Here is a 15,944-nt window from a genome sequence, read left to right as displayed (position 1 = left end):
AAATTGTCAAATTGACTAATTGACACATTCACAAATTGACACATTAAAAATGCTCGTAAACACTTCCTATAACGAAAAAAAAATTAACGAAGCAATAAACGATTTGGTAGGAAAACCATTTGGGTTGATGGATAACATCAAATTAAACGGAATTGGTTCGCCCCGATTAGATATTATCAAAACGAGTGAGGAAATTGCAACGTTGCTTTCCTATGACAATAACCGTAATTTTTGTAATATTGAATTGCGTCCGAAAGGAATAATCATTCGGTTTCGATCGCTTTTGGAAACCTTCTCCTTGGTGATTCCATTTTATAAGTTAGTCATTTTTAAACCGGCTAATTCCTACACATTCCACATGGATCATCATTATATCTCGATTGATGCTCCACCCAAGAACAAAAGTGTAAATAGCTTTATCGAAAAATTAAATAATTTTAAAACGAATAATTCTCCCACTTATATCGACGATTTATAGTAACTTTGTTTTATTCATTTGATAACCCTTCGTTTTAGAGTTGTCTTTATTTTTGCAAAAAAACAATGGAATTATTTATTTACATTTTTGCGGCTCTATTTTCGGTACTCAACCCCTTAGGAGCCGTCCCCATTTTTGTGGGTTTAACGCAAGATTACACCAAAGCGGAACGATCCAGAGTATCGCTGTTAACCGCTTTAAATGTTTTTATCATCTTAGTGATTTCTTTTTTTATTGGAGAATATGTCTTGAAATTTTTCGGTATCAGTATTGATGCTCTTCGGATAGCCGGAGGACTAATTATTGTTAGTTCCGGTTTTTCTTTACTCACCGGAAACTTTAACAAAACCCGCGGAGTAAATAAAAAAGTGGAGAGCGATGCCCAGACGCGTAACCAAATTGCCTTAACGCCTTTGGCCATTCCAATGTTAGCCGGACCCGGTTCCATTTCACTGTTAATAGCATTTTATCAAGATTACACCAAAATAAGTGAAAAAGTCATTGCGTGTTTAGCTATTTTAGGCGTGGCAGTGGTCATTTTCTTAGTCTTAAAAAGTGCTCATTACCTTTCCAGAATATTAGGTGCATCAGGTATCGTAGCGATTTCCAGAATCATTGGTTTCATTGTGATTGCCATAGGTGTGCAGTACATCAGCAGTTCAATCGTCAACATCTTTAAAACAATTTAACGATTGTTCAAGCGTTTTTCTTAGTATCTTTCTAAAAAATAGCGGCTATGAAAATCCTTCTGACAGGTGCCAACGGTTATGTGGGCAGACGATTGCTTCCCGAACTTTTGTCCAAAAATCACGAAATCATTTGTTGTGTTCGCGATAAGAATCGTTTGGGATTAGACATTACAACGCTGAACGCTATCACCATTTGGGAGGTAGATTTTTTAGAAGAAGTGTCATTCGAAAATATTCCTAAAAACATCGATGTGGCGTATTACTTAATTCACTCCATGTCATCTTCCACTCAAGTTTTTGATACAATGGAAGCCAAAGCAGCCGAGCATTTCAATTTATACATGAATCATATCGGGGTGAAACAAGTCATCTATCTGAGTGGGATTGTCAACGATAATTCCCTTTCTAAACATTTACAATCCCGAAAAAATGTGGAGGATATTTTATACCAAGGGAATTATAATGTCACCGTTCTTCGTGCCGGAATTATTGTAGGCTCCGGTAGTTCTTCCTTTGAAATCATTCGGGACTTGTGTGAAAAATTACCCGTGATGATTACGCCAAAGTGGGTACTCACCAAAACCCAACCTATTGCGATTCGCGATGTAATTCAGTACTTGATTGGCGTATTACTCAAACCTGAATGTTACAATGAATCCTTTGATATTGGCGGACCCAATGTGCTCACTTATAAACAAATGATGCAATTATACGCCAAAACCAGAGGATTCAAAAATTGGATATTTACCGTTCCGGTCATGACACCCAAATTGTCTTCGTATTGGTTGTATTTTGTAACTTCAACTTCGTATAAACTTGCCATGAACTTGGTGGATAGCATGAAAATGGAAGTCATTTGTAAAGACAATCGGTTACAAAAAATGTTGGGCATCAAACCCATTTCCTATAACGATGCCATCAAATTAGCCTTTATCAAAATCGAACAAAACCTGGTCATTTCCAGTTGGAAAGACAGTTTGGTAAGTAGCGAATTTCAATATAATTTATCAGAATTTATACAAGTCCCTACCTTTGGTTGTTTAAAAGATGAGCAGAAAATAAAAATTGAACATCCGGATAAAGTCCTGGAAAACATTTGGACAATCGGTGGTTCAAAAGGCTGGTATTACGGCAACTGGATGTGGCAATTGCGGGGTTTTATTGATAAGTTGGTTGGTGGCGTTGGATTAAGAAGAGGCAGAACACACCCAACCCATTTAGACAATGGTGATTCTTTGGACTTTTGGCGAGTGATTTTAGCCAACAAAGAAGAAAAACGATTGCTTCTATTTGCCGAAATGAGACTACCCGGCGAAGCCTGGCTTGAATTTAGAATTGATGAACACAATGTTTTACATCAAATTGCCACCTTTCGCCCAAGAGGTCTTTTCGGTAGATTATATTGGTATAGCTTAGTGCCGTTTCATTTTTTTATTTTTGGTGGGATGATTCGGAATATTGCGAAATAGAATAAATCAAGCTTTTTTTGGAACACAGATTTGAAAAATTTGAGAAATTTTCTTTTTCTTTGAAAATAAAATAAATAGCCATCAACCTGAAACCTGAAACCTGAAACATAGCCATGAACTTGAAAATCATATCATTATTTTTTCTTTTCATCCTTTTCGGATGTAAATCAACGCAAGAAAAGAAAGCAACGGATTTAGAATACCTTGTTGCCATCATGCAAGGAACGTACTCCTCAGAAAAACAATCAATAGAAGACAAAGCATATTTCAACATTTCTCTTCGCATGACGCCGATATGGAAAAGTAAGGGTCATTACCTCTATGTCGAACAAGCCATGTTTGAAAAACAAGACAGTCCGTATCGGGTGCGGATTTATAAGGTATCGCAACGCAATGATGCATTCATCAGCGAAATATACACCCTCAAAAACGAAAAAGAGTGGATTGGCAAATGGAAAACTCCGGAAGTGTTTGATAACTTAGCGGAATCCGATATAGAACTCAAACCCGGCTGTGAAGTCATTTTAAAAAAGCAAGCTGACGGCACGTTCATCGGGCAAACCGGTGAAAAAACCTGTCCGAGTGAATTGCGAGGAGCGTCATACGCTTCTTCAAAAGTAACCGTAACGCCTACCCAAATTCTTTCTTGGGACCAAGGGTTTGACAAAGACGGCAAACAAGTGTGGGGTGCCGTAAAAGGTGGCTACATTTTTGATAAAATTAAATGATAAACACTGAAAAAGTAAAAGCATATGTCTAAAAGGATATTGATAATCTTTGGCATAGTACTCCTCATTTTAAGTATTCCGTTCATAGCCATGCAATTGACGGATGAAGTAAACTGGTCTACTTTTGATTTTATAGTAGCCGGAACGCTTTTAGCTGGAACCGGTTTAGCGATTGAATTGGTCTTGAGAACCATTCGTTCAACCAAAAAACGTATCTTATTTTGCGGTATAATTTTACTTGTTTTAATTTTAATTTGGGCAGAATTGGCGGTTGGTGTTTTTGGCTCACCTTGGGCGGAAATTAAAATAAAAAATAAATCAAACCCATTCCTATCACAAAAGCCAAAGGAGCAATGCATTGCAAATAAACCGGCTTTAATTTTTCTGCAAAACCTAACGAAAGTTGATGGTGTGCCTTTCGAGGTGTGACATACAAAACCAATGAAGTCACTATCATAATCCCTCCAAAAAGCTGAAAAAACAGTGGCAATTTAGTTTCTGGAGCCACATACACCATCGCAATAGCAGGTATCAAACGAATCGTAATTTCTCCATAATTTATGAGTGGAGTACTGCCGGCTTTGGCTATCCAACTGCGAAAAAGTGTGGGTCGAATCAACATGACACCACCCGCAAAAAGGAATACTATTCCAAAAAGCACTACTATCCCTTTTGCTACTACCATATTTGTTTTTTATTGATGATCATAACTTAATACTTCTCTTAAAATCCATTGATTATTTATCAATAGATACACATGAGTAAAGCGAGCAGTACTTGTCAAAACATCATTTTTCCCTTGTTCTCGCAGGTAAAATTCATGTATTCCTTGCTGAAATACTCCATATAAAATTCCATTTTCATATAATGGAAAAACTGCTAAACTATCGCCTTTTACTTTCCGTATGGGTTTTTGATTGGGGTTGGAACAAATATTGTTTTTAACACTTTCTAAAAAAGTTGTTTTGTTTTGAACACCCCCTTGGTCATGATAAAAAACCAAATCAGGATGAATAGCTTTCTCCAAAAACGCTAAATCACATTCGTTAAAGCTTTTTTCAAAAAAAAGACTGTCGTGTTTTTTTAAAGCTAAAAACAATTCGGAATCTTTGGCTACTTGGGCATTGAGAAAGGAGGACAGAAGTAGTGCTAAAAGCAAAAAAATATTCTTTGTATTCATTTCATTATACTTTTAGTGTTTTACTTTCTACACGCACACGCATGATGTTCTTCTAAATACGCAATCGAATCCCGACACATTGCTTCTAAGACAGAAATATCAATATCCGCTAGTTTTTTGATATAAAGGCACGCTTTACCCATTTTGTATTTTCCAAAATTGTCCAGCAACTGTTTGTTGTCTTCTCTTGGTGAGAACACATACAATGAAAATTCCGCCTTACGGGGAGAAAAACCAAGCAGGGGAGCATCACCCTCGTGACCGCTAGCATATTTGTAATGATAGCTGCCAAAACCAATTATAGTGGGTCCCCACATTTTCGGCTCAAAACCGTACCATTCCTGCATTAACTTGATTAACTGAAAACTATCAGCCTTTTTTTGGTCGTTATCTACAAATAAATGGATAAAATCCTCCACATAGACTGTTGTTTCAGCTGTTTTATTTTTGGCCATACTAAAATCATTTAATCAAAGATAAAAAATAAATCAATTGATATAAATGCTCTCATTTTTTATGATTTGGATACGTAATATTTCTTCCTAAACCAAAACGCCAAATTCACCAACGCAATCAAAGCGGGTACTTCCACCAAAGGACCAATGACTCCAGCAAATGCTTGTCCGCTGTTGATGCCAAAAACGCCAATTGCTACCGCTATGGCTAACTCAAAATTGTTCCCTGTAGCGGTAAAAGCAATAGAAGTAGCTTTGGAGTAGTCGGCTCCAAAATACTTGCCTACAAAAAAACTAACCATAAACATAATGGTAAAATAAATCACTAATGGTAGGGCAACTCGAAGCACATCCATCGGAATTTCAACGATTAATTCACCTTTTAAACTAAACATTAAGACAATGGTAAACAAAAGAGCGATCAAGGTGATGGGTGAAATAATGGGAACGTATTTCGTTTGAAACCATTCTTCCCCTTTCATTTTCATCAAAAAAGCACGACTTAAAAATCCTAAGGCAAAGGGAATACCCAAATAAATCCCCACACTTTCTGCAATTTGACCGATACTGATGTCCACAATCGAACCTTCAAACCCAAAATAAGGAGGTAATACGGTAATGAAAAGGTAGGCATAAACGCTATACAACAACACTTGAAAAATACTGTTCAACGCAATCAAACCGGCGGCATACTCTCGATTTCCTTCAGCTAAATCATTCCAAACGACTACCATGGCAATGCATCGAGCTAAACCTATAAGGATTACTCCAATCATGTATTCAGGATAACCGTTTAAAAAAAGTATGGCTAAGAAAAACATCAAAATAGGACCAATTACCCAATTCAACAGTAAAGAAGCTCCTAAAACTTTGGTATTTTGAAACACTTCGCCCATTTTGCTGTAATTGACTTTCGCCAAAGGCGGATACATCATTAAAATTAATCCGACTGCCAGCGGAATATTAGTCGTTCCCGAGGAAAACGAATGAATAAATCCGGAGGAACTCGGAATAAAATAGCCGATTCCCACGCCTATTAACATGGCTAAAAATATCCAAAGGGTTAAATAGCGGTCTAAGAAACCTAACTTTTTTCGATTGACTGCGGGTGCACAATTGGTTGCTGACATATTATTTTTTTAGTTGAGAAAAAACATAATAGAGTTCACTGGCAATTTGTAAACTGCGTTCGGCATATTTTTCATTCATAAGTTCCGTGCCGTCAAAGGCTTTTGGGTCATCGTATTTGATGGGAAATCGAGCATCTGCTCCAAAAACCATGGGGCAACCTTCGTCGGCGTTGTTGCAGGTCATGATGGCTCCAAAATTGCTTTTCGGATTAAAATCATCAAAATACGCTTTGGAAAAACAGATAATCGGATGTTGATTGTCATCGAATTTAACCGCATAAACCGGATTTTCAGTTTCACTCAATTGTTGAATATGATAACCTTGACTTACTAAAGTTTCAGCTACTTTGGGAAACATTGCCGTGGCTTCCGTTCCTCCGGAATAGCAAAAAACCTTTTCAATCCCAAAATGAAACGCCATCGTTTTTGCCCAAATTTGTGACAAATGACTTCTTCTGGAATTGTGCGTACAAATAAAGTTTAAACGAATTTCTTCATTTGCCTTTACTTTATTTTGAAGGTAATCAATTAAGGGTTGTAAAACGTCTTTGCGTTCAATTGGCACTTCAATTTTAGCGATTGATTCAATGGTTTTAGTTAAATTTTCAAACATATTATCGTTTTATATAATAACAAAAAATAAAATTCTGCACCGTATCAAAAGGCGTTTGATGGTCTTCGGTTAAGTAATCTTCCAATGTAAAATCATCCCCAAAAACCGCTTCCATTTTTTCAACTGAATATTGTGTAATAGGAAGTCCACTACATTTCAATGGTCCATTTTCAGAAAAAGTCCCCAAAATAAAATGAGCATTTGGAGTTGTATTGGCGATTACGTTGGCTTTGTAGTGTTGAATATCGTCAGCTTCCGTAAAAAAATGAAAAGAAGCTCTGTCATGCCAAACGTCAAATTTTTCATCGGATTGAAAATGCAAACTATCCGAAACAATAAAAGTGACATTTTTTCCTTCCTCTCCTAATCGGTTTTTGGCTCGTTCAATAGCAGCTTCAGAAATATCCAGTAAACTTAAATTAGTATAACCTAAATCTAACAAATGGTCAATCAGGTAACTATCGCCTCCACCCACATCAATAATCTTGGCATCTTTTGATACCCTACAAGCTTGAATGAATTGAAGTGAAGTGGTAGGTTTAATTTGATACCAACTCACTTCTGTTTCTTGTTTAGTGGAAAAGACGGTTTCCCATTGTTGTTTTTTTTCTGACATATTCATTTTTTTAACCACAAAGCACACAAAGAAGGCACTAAGTTCGCAAAAGGTTTATTTTAGATTTTTTAGATTTTTTAGATTTTAAATTTAACAACAACCCGAATCCGGTGTACAACATGAGTTAGCCTTCGGTTTCCACTCCCCTATTTTTACTTTCAACTTTTCAGGCGGAATGCCACATTTGTCTTTCGCTAAACAATCGGTTAGTTTGGAAGTCAATAAGAAATTGGTACCATCAAAATCCAAATGAAATTTACCAATGGTGGTTGCCATTTGGTATTCTACTTCTATGGCTGCATCAGGTAAGTGCAATGTATTTTCAGAAAGTTCAATGATGTTTAACAGTTTGTCAGGATGTAAGCGATGATCGTAATCATTCGCTTCCCAAAGCTGAAAATTGATGACTTCCTCGGTACGAACGGTTCCGCCACAATCGATGAAATGCTTAGTCACTTTTCCCACTTCTGTCACATGAAAATGACGGGGTACTAATTCGCCACTTGGCAATTGAAAAGTAATGGTAGAAAGGTTTTTTAAAGCTGATTTTATTTGTGATAGTTTCATTATAAAAGTAGTAAGATTGAAGTATTAAGTATTAAGATTTTGGAATTGAATTAACAACATTTATTCTTCAACTTTTGACGAATCGCACCAAAATGATGTTCAATTTGAGCAATCGTATCCGGATTTAGGCAATAACAAATGGCGGTTCCTTCAATCGTTCCTTGGATAAAATTAGCGTTTTTAAGTTCCTTTAAATGTTGTGAAACTGTGGGCTGAGCCAAAGGCAGAACCTCAACAATATCGCCGCAAATACAGGTGTCAACTGTCAATAAATAATCGACTATCGCAATCCGTGCCGGATGTGAAAGTGCTTTAAATAAAGTAGCCATTTCATTCTGTTCCACCGAAAAAGAATCTGATTTTGATGCTCCCATGTTGTTTCAATTATTATATTGCAATATTACGATATAACAATTGAAGAAACAAGTTTTTTAATGAAAAGATACTTTTCTATATAAAAATAAGAATGCTAACGATTGTTGAAAAAATAAGAAAGGTTGAAAATAAAAATTGTGTTTGGATAATGTATTTAGAATTAGAAATATAATTTAAGGCACAACCCTTCTCCCGAAATTTATTAAAATATACGGTTTCATGAAACCCGTTTGTCGGGTTAGCACTCGTCCTTTGGCATCCAAAATCAACAACGTGGGATACGAACGGATGTTATATCGACTAAGGATTTTGTCGCCCTCTTCCGTTTCGCCGTCAATGGCAATATTGATAAAGTTTTTATTGAAATACACCCCCACTTCTTTGTCCTTGAACGTCGTTCGTTTCAATTGTTTACAAGGACCGCACCAGGTGGCATACACCTCAACAAATACATACTTTTGTTCTTTCTCAGCCAAAGCCAACGCTTCTTGAAAGGTGCCTTTAAAAAAATCAATTCCTTTGGCAGCCGTTGCTTCTTTAGTGGGAATCCTAAAGGAGAGGAATAGGCTTCCTAAACAGTACACAAACACGAGAGTTATGCATTTTTTCATCACTTTTTTTAGTAAAGTTATGAAATTAATGATTATTCATTATTTTGTAGTAGTTCTTTAAATTTCATGGGTCTTACTATTTATATATAAAATAGTGAGTTCATTTCTCCTACGAAGTTTCCTTTTGATTTTGCAAATAATCAAACTTCTCAAAGCATCCTAAACAAAAAACCTCCGATTGCTCGGAGGTTTCTCTTTAGTTAACTTAGTACCTTAGAACCTCGGTCCCACAGCAACTTTGTTTTATTGTTTCACCACTCGCACAGTTCTCGTTTCTTCTCCTTGTGTTACAATCACATTGTAAACTCCGGATGAATAACGGTCACCAAATTGGTAGTTGGTAACGTCTTGTGCTTTTACTTCTCTCACTTCTAAAAGTCTTCCTGCCATGTCATACACGGTCAAGCTTACTACTTCAGTGTTGGATGTTCTCACATCAAGAGTAAAGCTTGTTGCAAATGGGTTTGGATATGCTATTGCTCTAAAGCCTGTTTCGTTAGTTGATTCCTCTGTTCGGATAAGTATGATTTCTCCACCAGGAGTAATGATACTACACGATTTTCCATAAGGTCCCCAAACACCATTTAAGCGAATTGCAACACGTACGGTATACATTTCTCCCGGTACTAATCCTGTGAAATTATTCAATGTAACTGTTCTTGTGGCTCTGTCAACTGTTTGGTTGTAGGGTAGGTTGATGTTCTCCAATAAGAATCGGTATTGTTCAACACCAGGGTAAGATTCTGCAAATAATGTTTCTGTGTTAGAACTTACTAAGTACTCATCACATTGTGCATCTTCCAAACCAACAGTTGGGAACATAGGTGTAGTAATGTTACAAACCGGTCCGTATGATAAATACGTTCCGTCTGTATTTCTAACTGCTACTTCCACATTGTACGTGGTGTTGAATTCTACAGTAGCCAAATTAGTCATTCTAAAATCTCTAATCGGACGGTCAATGGTTTGTACATCGATTGGATTCAACGTATTCGTTACTCTGAATCGGTAACCCGTTGCAAAAGGTACAATATCAGCAAAAATTGAATTGTTCAAGTTACTGATAGCGGTATTACACTGAGAAGCTTGAATTTGCGTAGTGGTATCCGGTGTAGAAACAGTACATGGTGTGCCGTAGAACGGTTGCCATACATTATTGATTCTCACAGAAACTTCAACCGAATATTCGGTAGCAAAAGCATAGCTTGTTAATTGTGTAAATCGGAAAACACGTAAAGCTCTGTCAATGGTTTGTACTTCATTGGTTGATAAATTGGTTACTCTAAAACGGTATCCTTGTGCTCCCGCTACCAAGTTGGCATAAACATAACTGTCAAGGGTTGATAACGTTATTCCACACTGTGCTGGTTGAACAACCGATACTATTGGCGTACAACCATTGTCGATGATGCCATCACAATCGTTATCCAGACCATCATAACAGATTTCTGTGGCTCCCGGATAAACGGTATTGTTCGTGTCGTCGCAGTCAGTATTGTCCAAGACATAACCCGCTTGAGCACATCCTACATAACTTACAGCAGGATTTCCATATCCATCATTATCAGCATCTGCATAATAAACACTTGTAGAAATTACTGTTACTGTAGTAAAACAGCTAGACATATTACCACTTTCATCGGTTACGGTTAAAGCGACTGTATTGGTTCCTAAATGGGAACAATCAAAAGTGGCTTCATCTTCAAGAAATGACAATTCAAAAGCCATATCACCCCATGAGCAACACCCTGATGATAAATCATAATTAAAAATAAAACTACCTCCACTGTATGAATTTCCAAAACCTGTATAATAAACATGTGAAAATTCTTCAATCACAAAGCTATATTGATTACCGGCAATAACAGGAAAAGGGGTCGAAAGGACTATTTCTGTCCAAATCGTTCCATTTGCACTGTCAACAAATGCAACATTGGTTTCGCTATAAACAGGAGTGCCTACAGATCCTGAAATACCACTTCCAGTACCACTATTATAAAAATGAATCGTTTTACCTGTTTGGTTTCCTTGCACCAAAATCTTAACCGATTTTAAATATCCAGTTGTACTCGCTGTAAAAGATTGGCCATGTCCAATATTATTAAAATTACCGTCTTTTAGATATTGCGACAAGACATTACCAATTTGGATACTTTGAATGCCACAATTATCAGTTGATCCATCATTTAAATCAGTCGCCGAAATCGTTCCTACGCCATTACTATCAAGAGTGACCGTTACAGGTTGGCATTGAGCAATTGGTGCTTCTGTATCGTTAACGGTTACCAATTGTGTACATGTTGCTGAATTTCCGGAATCGTCAGTTGCTGTCCAAGTTACTAGGGTATCACCTAAAGGAAAAATTGCAGGGGCATCATTATACATAAACATATCATTTACAAAATTTGAAGATGTGCCATTAAGTGTAAAGTTAACTAATGTACCGTTTAAATTATTCCCTGAATCATCTATCAAACTGGTTATACCGGTGTTATCTAAGCCATTTGTCCCTTGATTAAAATGATAAACCGCTTTTAATCCGGCTTGTGGTGTTATTGCACTGTTTATATAGGTGTTAATTTCTGTTGCTGTTCTTGCCACTTCCCAAATCCTAACTTCTTTCATTTTCCCATTAAACCATGCCGCATTAAAAGCAGGAAAACCTCCTAATAATGAAAAATTACCTGTAGATAAATTACGTACAAAGCTATCATTTACACTACTATCTGCCACACCATTTATATAAAGCGTAACCATTGTTCCCTGTCTGGAAACGGCAATATGGGTCCATGTATTTGGTGGCGTAGAACTATTACTTACCATTGGCAAATAAGAAGGTGAACCTGATGCTGCCATTTCGAATGCAATATTTCCGGATGCTTGACGAGAAAGTACAAACCAATTCCCCTGTTGATTAGGTTCATTAGTTCGGTTACTAACTAAATAACCGGCAACGTTAGCGTTGGGCTTAATCCAAGTTTCTATCGTAAAATCCGATGTGCCAATATTAAATTCCGGAAGCGTTACACGGTCATTAATTCCATCAAATTTTAATGAATTTGCATTGGTCGTACAATTATCAGTGACCGTTGGTTCTGTTAAAATGGTTGTACCCGAACAAAGGCCCGGTGTATTACTGATGAATATGGCCGGTTCACAGACCAAAACAGGTGGTTGAGTTTCTGTAACAAAAACAGTTGCTGTACAAGTAGCTGAGTTGTTATTTCCATCAGTAACTGTCATTGTAATTGGGTTAGCTTGCCCAACATTACTACAATCAAAAGTAGTCGTATCAACACTCAGTGTTATGGCACTGCAATTATCTGAACTACCTGCACCAATCGCATCAATATCAGCTTGTGTTAACGTATAATTTCCGGTTTCATCTAATACAATTGTAATATCATTACAAATAGGAATTGGGTTGATATTTTCATCATCTGTAAGTCCATTACAGTCATTATCTAACCCATCACAAATTTCAATTGCTCCGGGGTAAACTGTTTCATTGGTATCATCGCAATCGGTATTATCTAACACATAACCTTCCGGTTGTTCGGTCGCTTCTAACATAGCGGATGCATCTCCAAATCCATCCCCATCAGCATCAGCATAATAGGTTGTAAAAGTTCCTATAACAGTAACCTCTAGTTGAGAGGAAACACTACAGCCGGACTCACTGGAAAGTGCTAAAGTATAAGTGCCTGCTGCATTAAGTGTAACGTTAGCTAGAGAAGGATTCTGTTCGTCTGAAGTAAAGTTATTGGGTCCCGTCCACGAATAAATATATTCTTTAGGCGTATAGGTCAAACTTTGTCCATTTTGTAAACTTGCGGTATTATACGAATATTGTAACGCTTCCGTTCCGGAATAATTCAATCCAAGCGTTGCACTTGCTCCAAAATTATAGGTTGCATTATCTACAAAAACATCAGGGTATACTAAATTAATTTGCCCCGTGGCTAAGTTGAATTGTATTTGAAAGGTGATAGACTCCGGTGCAGTCCTCAAATCATAGGGCTTAAATAAATTCCATTGAACGATATAAACATTTCCAATCGTTTCTGTCACAATAGAACTTTCTGTTGTTGGAAATAAATCATCCCAGAAGGCACAAACTCCGGCTGATGAACCGGTTGTAGCAAAAATAGTGGTGGGTAATTGTAAATTTGTAAAATTATTAGTAGTTCCGGTAGTATTCGAACCAAATACAAAATATCCATTAGCACTGACCAATGCACTGGTGTATTCAATTGTATTGAAAGTAAAAGCAGGAATAGTAATTAAATGTCTGCTATCATCACTTATTGCAACAATTGGTTCTCCGGTGGCACTAATATCAATAAATGAAACGCCACTATTTGGATTGAGTACATATCCCTCTGCAGGTGCAACTTCTGCCGTCAAATTTAATGTCTCTCCCACGTTTAAAGGACTATTCGAACTAATCACAGGGGTTGGGGGTAATGGATTTACAATCACTGTAATGGTGGCAGACGTAGAACATTCACCAACATTTGTTGACGTAATCGTATATTCAGTCGTTTCTGTTGGATTGGCAATGACTGTCGCCCCGGTTGTTTGATTAAGTCCTGTAGCCGGCGACCAACTATATTCGGAGGCACCGGTAACGCTTAGAGAAACACTTTCACCGGCACAAATACTTTCAACACTATTGCCAACAACGGCAACTTGATTAAAAGGAGCAACGGTAACCAGCGTAGAAATGGACTCACTGGTACTTCCACTACACGTAACCAAACATCTAAAATAAGTAGAAGTAGCTACTGTTGTACTATAAGAAGATAAAGTAGCATCCGTAATATTGGTCCAGTCAATATCATTCGTACTGCTCTGCCATTGATAGGTTTGATCAATAGAATAAACAACTCCTTCTAATGAAAGTGAAACAGGAGCAGGCTGACATAAAAAGGAAGGAGAAGCATTTGCGGCTCCGGCAACCGGAGGACTGGTACAAGCAACCGTAGTCAATTGCAATGCAGCTAACGCATTTACCCTTCCATAACCTAAATCGTTACTCCAAGTTCCATTTGGTTGTCCGCTTACATTGGTATTGTAGGTATATCCGCCCACTTTGCTACAGGTGGACTCCAGTATTTGACGTGCTTCAAGCATATTTAAGTTTGAATTAGCCGAAAGAATCAAAGCCATGACACCGGCAACATTGGGGCAAGCACTGGATGTACCGTTGAAGGTTGGGGCATAATCTCCTGAAGAATAACCCGCTGCACCGCTAATATCGGTCGTATAAATTTTAACTCCGGGAGCGGATACGTCAGTATTGGTTCCGTAATCTGACCCCCACCATGCTTCCCCATCACAGGAGGAAGGGCTCTTTCTTTGGTCACACATACTCATAGCCGTCACAGAAATTACGTTCGGTAAATAGGCCGGATAATTTACTGCTCCATTCCCATTTCCTGCGGAAAAAAGGACGGGAGCACCCAGTCCGCCTCTTCCTTGTGTAACCGCTCTGTCAATGGCGTCATTAATTAAACTGGACGATGATCCTCCACCCCAACTATTGCTTAACACATCTGCCCCACCGTTATCCCAAGCCCAATCAATAGCGGTACCAATCGTTGCGTTGGACGTTACCCAGTTGCCGGATGAATTTGAATAAGCAATACGTATCGGTATGATTTTACAATTGTAGGCAATTCCGGAAATACCCAAATTGTTGTTTCCGGAAGCAGCAACAATACCCGCACAAGCAGTTCCATGGGCATCATCTCCCGAGGGAGCACCGCCTGAACCTAATCCGGTTGCATCAAAACCGGCCAATAAGTTAGCCAGTAAATCAGGATGAACCAAATCAACACCTTCATCCAGAATGGCCACTTTAATGGCTGCCGATCCGGTAGAAATTCCCCAAGCATCAAAAACTTTCATATCACTACCCGGGGTACCATTGTATTGAATACTGGAACCCGTATTATTTAACGACCATTGATAATCTAAAAAAGTATCGTTAGTGTTCACAGTTGCAGATTCATCTCGCATAAGTGTTGAAAGGTTTGCTGACCTATTGAGTAACAATAAAAAATCAGGCTCTGCTGACGAAAACTTTCCGCTTTCAAAAAATCTATTGGCCATCTCTAAAGCATTAAAACCGGTAGATTTTGGAACTTCTACAATATATACTTTACGATCATAGTGATACTGTTCAAGGATGTAAAGTCCATTTTGACTCACCATTTCATTCAAAATGGCAATATCAGAATCCATCTTTAACTTGACTATAAACCTATCCGTAATACCTTGTTTAGTACCGTCTTTATAGAGTAAAAACGGATTGGCATAGGCTACCATATCCTGTTGTGTTAGTCTCTTCAATAAAGCTTTCAACTGTTCAGCTCCTACATTCCCGTTCACTTGAGCAATAGTTACGGCCGGAGCAGGCAACAACATGTCTTTAGAGAGTGGCTTTAATAAGGTCTCTCTTTTAAGTATATCGGCTTGTTGTTCAAAACTGACACCGGGTAAAAACTTAATAATAATTTGGTCCTCACTCAAAGTAAAATGTTGTTTACCATCAGGCGAATAACTAAAGTAATTTTCAACCCAGTCATTCTTTTTTTCCGGTTGTTGAGCATAACCGATTGCTGTAAGAAGCAATACGATGAAAAGTAAAATTTGTTTTTTCATTTTTATAGATAAGAGATTAATAACTTCATTTAATGTTACTAATAATATGAAAGTTTTTTTTTAAATCGATTATTTTCCCGTTGAAATACTTAAAAATCTGTTAAAATGCTTAAAATAATAAAAGTTTTACTGTTGCATTGCTAATTTAAAACCCATATATTCAATATTTTATATTAATATGTAGTAATTTTCCATTTTCCTTAGACTCCATCGTTTGTCAAACAAAAGATTGCCCCTCGATAACTATGGTTTTACCAAATTAAAATTGTTAAATATTTCGTCATTTTTTATAAATAATTCAAAAGCTTAGAAAGAAAAAAAACAAAAGTCTTGTGAAGGGAAGAAGTATATTACTACTCTCCTT

General features: G+C 37.3%; 14 protein-coding genes. 4 read left to right on the top strand and 10 right to left on the bottom strand.

Annotation, left to right across the window (positions count from 1 at the left end; all coding sequences use genetic code 11):
• Positions 1–19 precede the first annotated feature (19 nt).
• From EQG68_RS13240 to EQG68_RS13225, 4 genes are all read left to right on the top strand, one after another.
• Complete coding sequence (locus EQG68_RS13240; RefSeq protein WP_246011758.1) at positions 20–478, top strand: hypothetical protein; 459 nt, start codon at positions 20–22, stop codon at positions 476–478.
• Between the two features lie 65 nt (positions 479–543).
• Complete coding sequence (locus EQG68_RS13235; protein ID WP_129465369.1) at positions 544–1,167, top strand: MarC family NAAT transporter; 624 nt, start codon at positions 544–546, stop codon at positions 1,165–1,167.
• A 47-nt stretch (positions 1,168–1,214) separates the two neighbouring features.
• Positions 1,215–2,636: an SDR family oxidoreductase gene (locus EQG68_RS13230; RefSeq protein ID WP_129465368.1), complete on the top strand. Its 1,422-nt coding sequence runs from the start codon at positions 1,215–1,217 to the stop codon at positions 2,634–2,636.
• Between the two features lie 113 nt (positions 2,637–2,749).
• Positions 2,750–3,364: a chromophore lyase CpcT/CpeT gene (locus EQG68_RS13225; protein ID WP_129465367.1), complete on the top strand. Its 615-nt coding sequence runs from the start codon at positions 2,750–2,752 to the stop codon at positions 3,362–3,364.
• Between the two features lie 301 nt (positions 3,365–3,665).
• On the opposite strand, the gene EQG68_RS13215 is transcribed toward EQG68_RS13225, so the two are convergent.
• The 10 genes from EQG68_RS13215 to EQG68_RS13170 all read right to left on the bottom strand — a co-directional run bounded on the left by EQG68_RS13215 (position 3,666) and on the right by EQG68_RS13170 (position 15,580).
• Positions 3,666–4,049, bottom strand: coding sequence for a hypothetical protein (locus EQG68_RS13215; RefSeq protein WP_222845217.1), 384 nt, complete (start codon positions 4,047–4,049; stop codon positions 3,666–3,668).
• 9 nt (positions 4,050–4,058) lie between these two features.
• On the bottom strand, positions 4,059–4,544 hold the full coding sequence (locus tag EQG68_RS13210) for a nuclear transport factor 2 family protein (protein ID WP_129465366.1): 486 nt from the start codon (positions 4,542–4,544) through the stop codon (positions 4,059–4,061).
• 20 nt (positions 4,545–4,564) lie between these two features.
• Complete coding sequence (locus EQG68_RS13205; RefSeq protein ID WP_129465365.1) at positions 4,565–4,999, bottom strand: DUF1801 domain-containing protein; 435 nt, start codon at positions 4,997–4,999, stop codon at positions 4,565–4,567.
• 59 nt (positions 5,000–5,058) lie between these two features.
• Positions 5,059–6,129: an ACR3 family arsenite efflux transporter gene (gene arsB / locus EQG68_RS13200; RefSeq protein WP_129465364.1), complete on the bottom strand. Its 1,071-nt coding sequence runs from the start codon at positions 6,127–6,129 to the stop codon at positions 5,059–5,061.
• Between the two features lies 1 nt (position 6,130).
• Positions 6,131–6,742 (bottom strand): arsenate-mycothiol transferase ArsC, encoded by a 612-nt coding sequence (locus tag EQG68_RS13195; protein ID WP_129465363.1) that lies wholly within the window; start codon positions 6,740–6,742, stop codon positions 6,131–6,133.
• 1 nt (position 6,743) lies between these two features.
• On the bottom strand, positions 6,744–7,358 hold the full coding sequence (locus EQG68_RS13190; protein ID WP_129465362.1) for a class I SAM-dependent methyltransferase: 615 nt from the start codon (positions 7,356–7,358) through the stop codon (positions 6,744–6,746).
• Between the two features lie 90 nt (positions 7,359–7,448).
• Positions 7,449–7,925 carry a DUF6428 family protein gene (locus EQG68_RS13185; RefSeq protein ID WP_129465361.1) on the bottom strand — a complete coding sequence of 159 codons (477 nt, stop codon included), beginning with the start codon at positions 7,923–7,925 and terminating at the stop codon, positions 7,449–7,451.
• A 50-nt stretch (positions 7,926–7,975) separates the two neighbouring features.
• Entirely contained in the window at positions 7,976–8,299 is a 324-nt protein-coding gene (locus EQG68_RS13180; protein WP_129465360.1) for an ArsR/SmtB family transcription factor, read from the bottom strand.
• A gap of 174 nt (positions 8,300–8,473) precedes the next feature.
• Entirely contained in the window at positions 8,474–8,911 is a 438-nt protein-coding gene (locus EQG68_RS13175; protein ID WP_129465359.1) for a thioredoxin family protein, read from the bottom strand.
• Positions 8,912–9,154: 243 nt separating this feature from the next.
• Positions 9,155–15,580 carry a S8 family serine peptidase gene (locus tag EQG68_RS13170; RefSeq protein WP_129465358.1) on the bottom strand — a complete coding sequence of 2,142 codons (6,426 nt, stop codon included), beginning with the start codon at positions 15,578–15,580 and terminating at the stop codon, positions 9,155–9,157.
• Positions 15,581–15,944 lie beyond the last annotated feature (364 nt).

Source organism: Flavobacterium piscinae (genome assembly GCF_004122145.1).
GTDB classification, from domain to species: Bacteria; Bacteroidota; Bacteroidia; order Flavobacteriales; family Flavobacteriaceae; genus Flavobacterium; species Flavobacterium piscinae.
Note: the sequence above shows the minus strand (reverse complement) of the source record. Positions and strands in the feature narration are given on the sequence as shown.

Coding starts and splice junctions, on each gene's coding strand:
- EQG68_RS13235 (WP_129465369.1), top strand. CDS start 544: ATGGAATTATTTATTTACATTTTTGCGGCTCTATTTTCGGTACTCAAC.
- EQG68_RS13230 (WP_129465368.1), top strand. CDS start 1,215: ATGAAAATCCTTCTGACAGGTGCCAACGGTTATGTGGGCAGACGATTG.
- EQG68_RS13225 (WP_129465367.1), top strand. CDS start 2,750: ATGAACTTGAAAATCATATCATTATTTTTTCTTTTCATCCTTTTCGGA.
- EQG68_RS13215 (WP_222845217.1), bottom strand. CDS start 4,049: ATGGTAGTAGCAAAAGGGATAGTAGTGCTTTTTGGAATAGTATTCCTT.
- EQG68_RS13210 (WP_129465366.1), bottom strand. CDS start 4,544: ATGAATACAAAGAATATTTTTTTGCTTTTAGCACTACTTCTGTCCTCC.
- EQG68_RS13205 (WP_129465365.1), bottom strand. CDS start 4,999: ATGGCCAAAAATAAAACAGCTGAAACAACAGTCTATGTGGAGGATTTT.
- arsB (WP_129465364.1), bottom strand. CDS start 6,129: ATGTCAGCAACCAATTGTGCACCCGCAGTCAATCGAAAAAAGTTAGGT.
- EQG68_RS13195 (WP_129465363.1), bottom strand. CDS start 6,742: ATGTTTGAAAATTTAACTAAAACCATTGAATCAATCGCTAAAATTGAA.
- EQG68_RS13190 (WP_129465362.1), bottom strand. CDS start 7,358: ATGTCAGAAAAAAAACAACAATGGGAAACCGTCTTTTCCACTAAACAA.
- EQG68_RS13185 (WP_129465361.1), bottom strand. CDS start 7,925: ATGAAACTATCACAAATAAAATCAGCTTTAAAAAACCTTTCTACCATT.
- EQG68_RS13180 (WP_129465360.1), bottom strand. CDS start 8,299: ATGGGAGCATCAAAATCAGATTCTTTTTCGGTGGAACAGAATGAAATG.
- EQG68_RS13175 (WP_129465359.1), bottom strand. CDS start 8,911: ATGAAAAAATGCATAACTCTCGTGTTTGTGTACTGTTTAGGAAGCCTA.
- EQG68_RS13170 (WP_129465358.1), bottom strand. CDS start 15,580: ATGAAAAAACAAATTTTACTTTTCATCGTATTGCTTCTTACAGCAATC.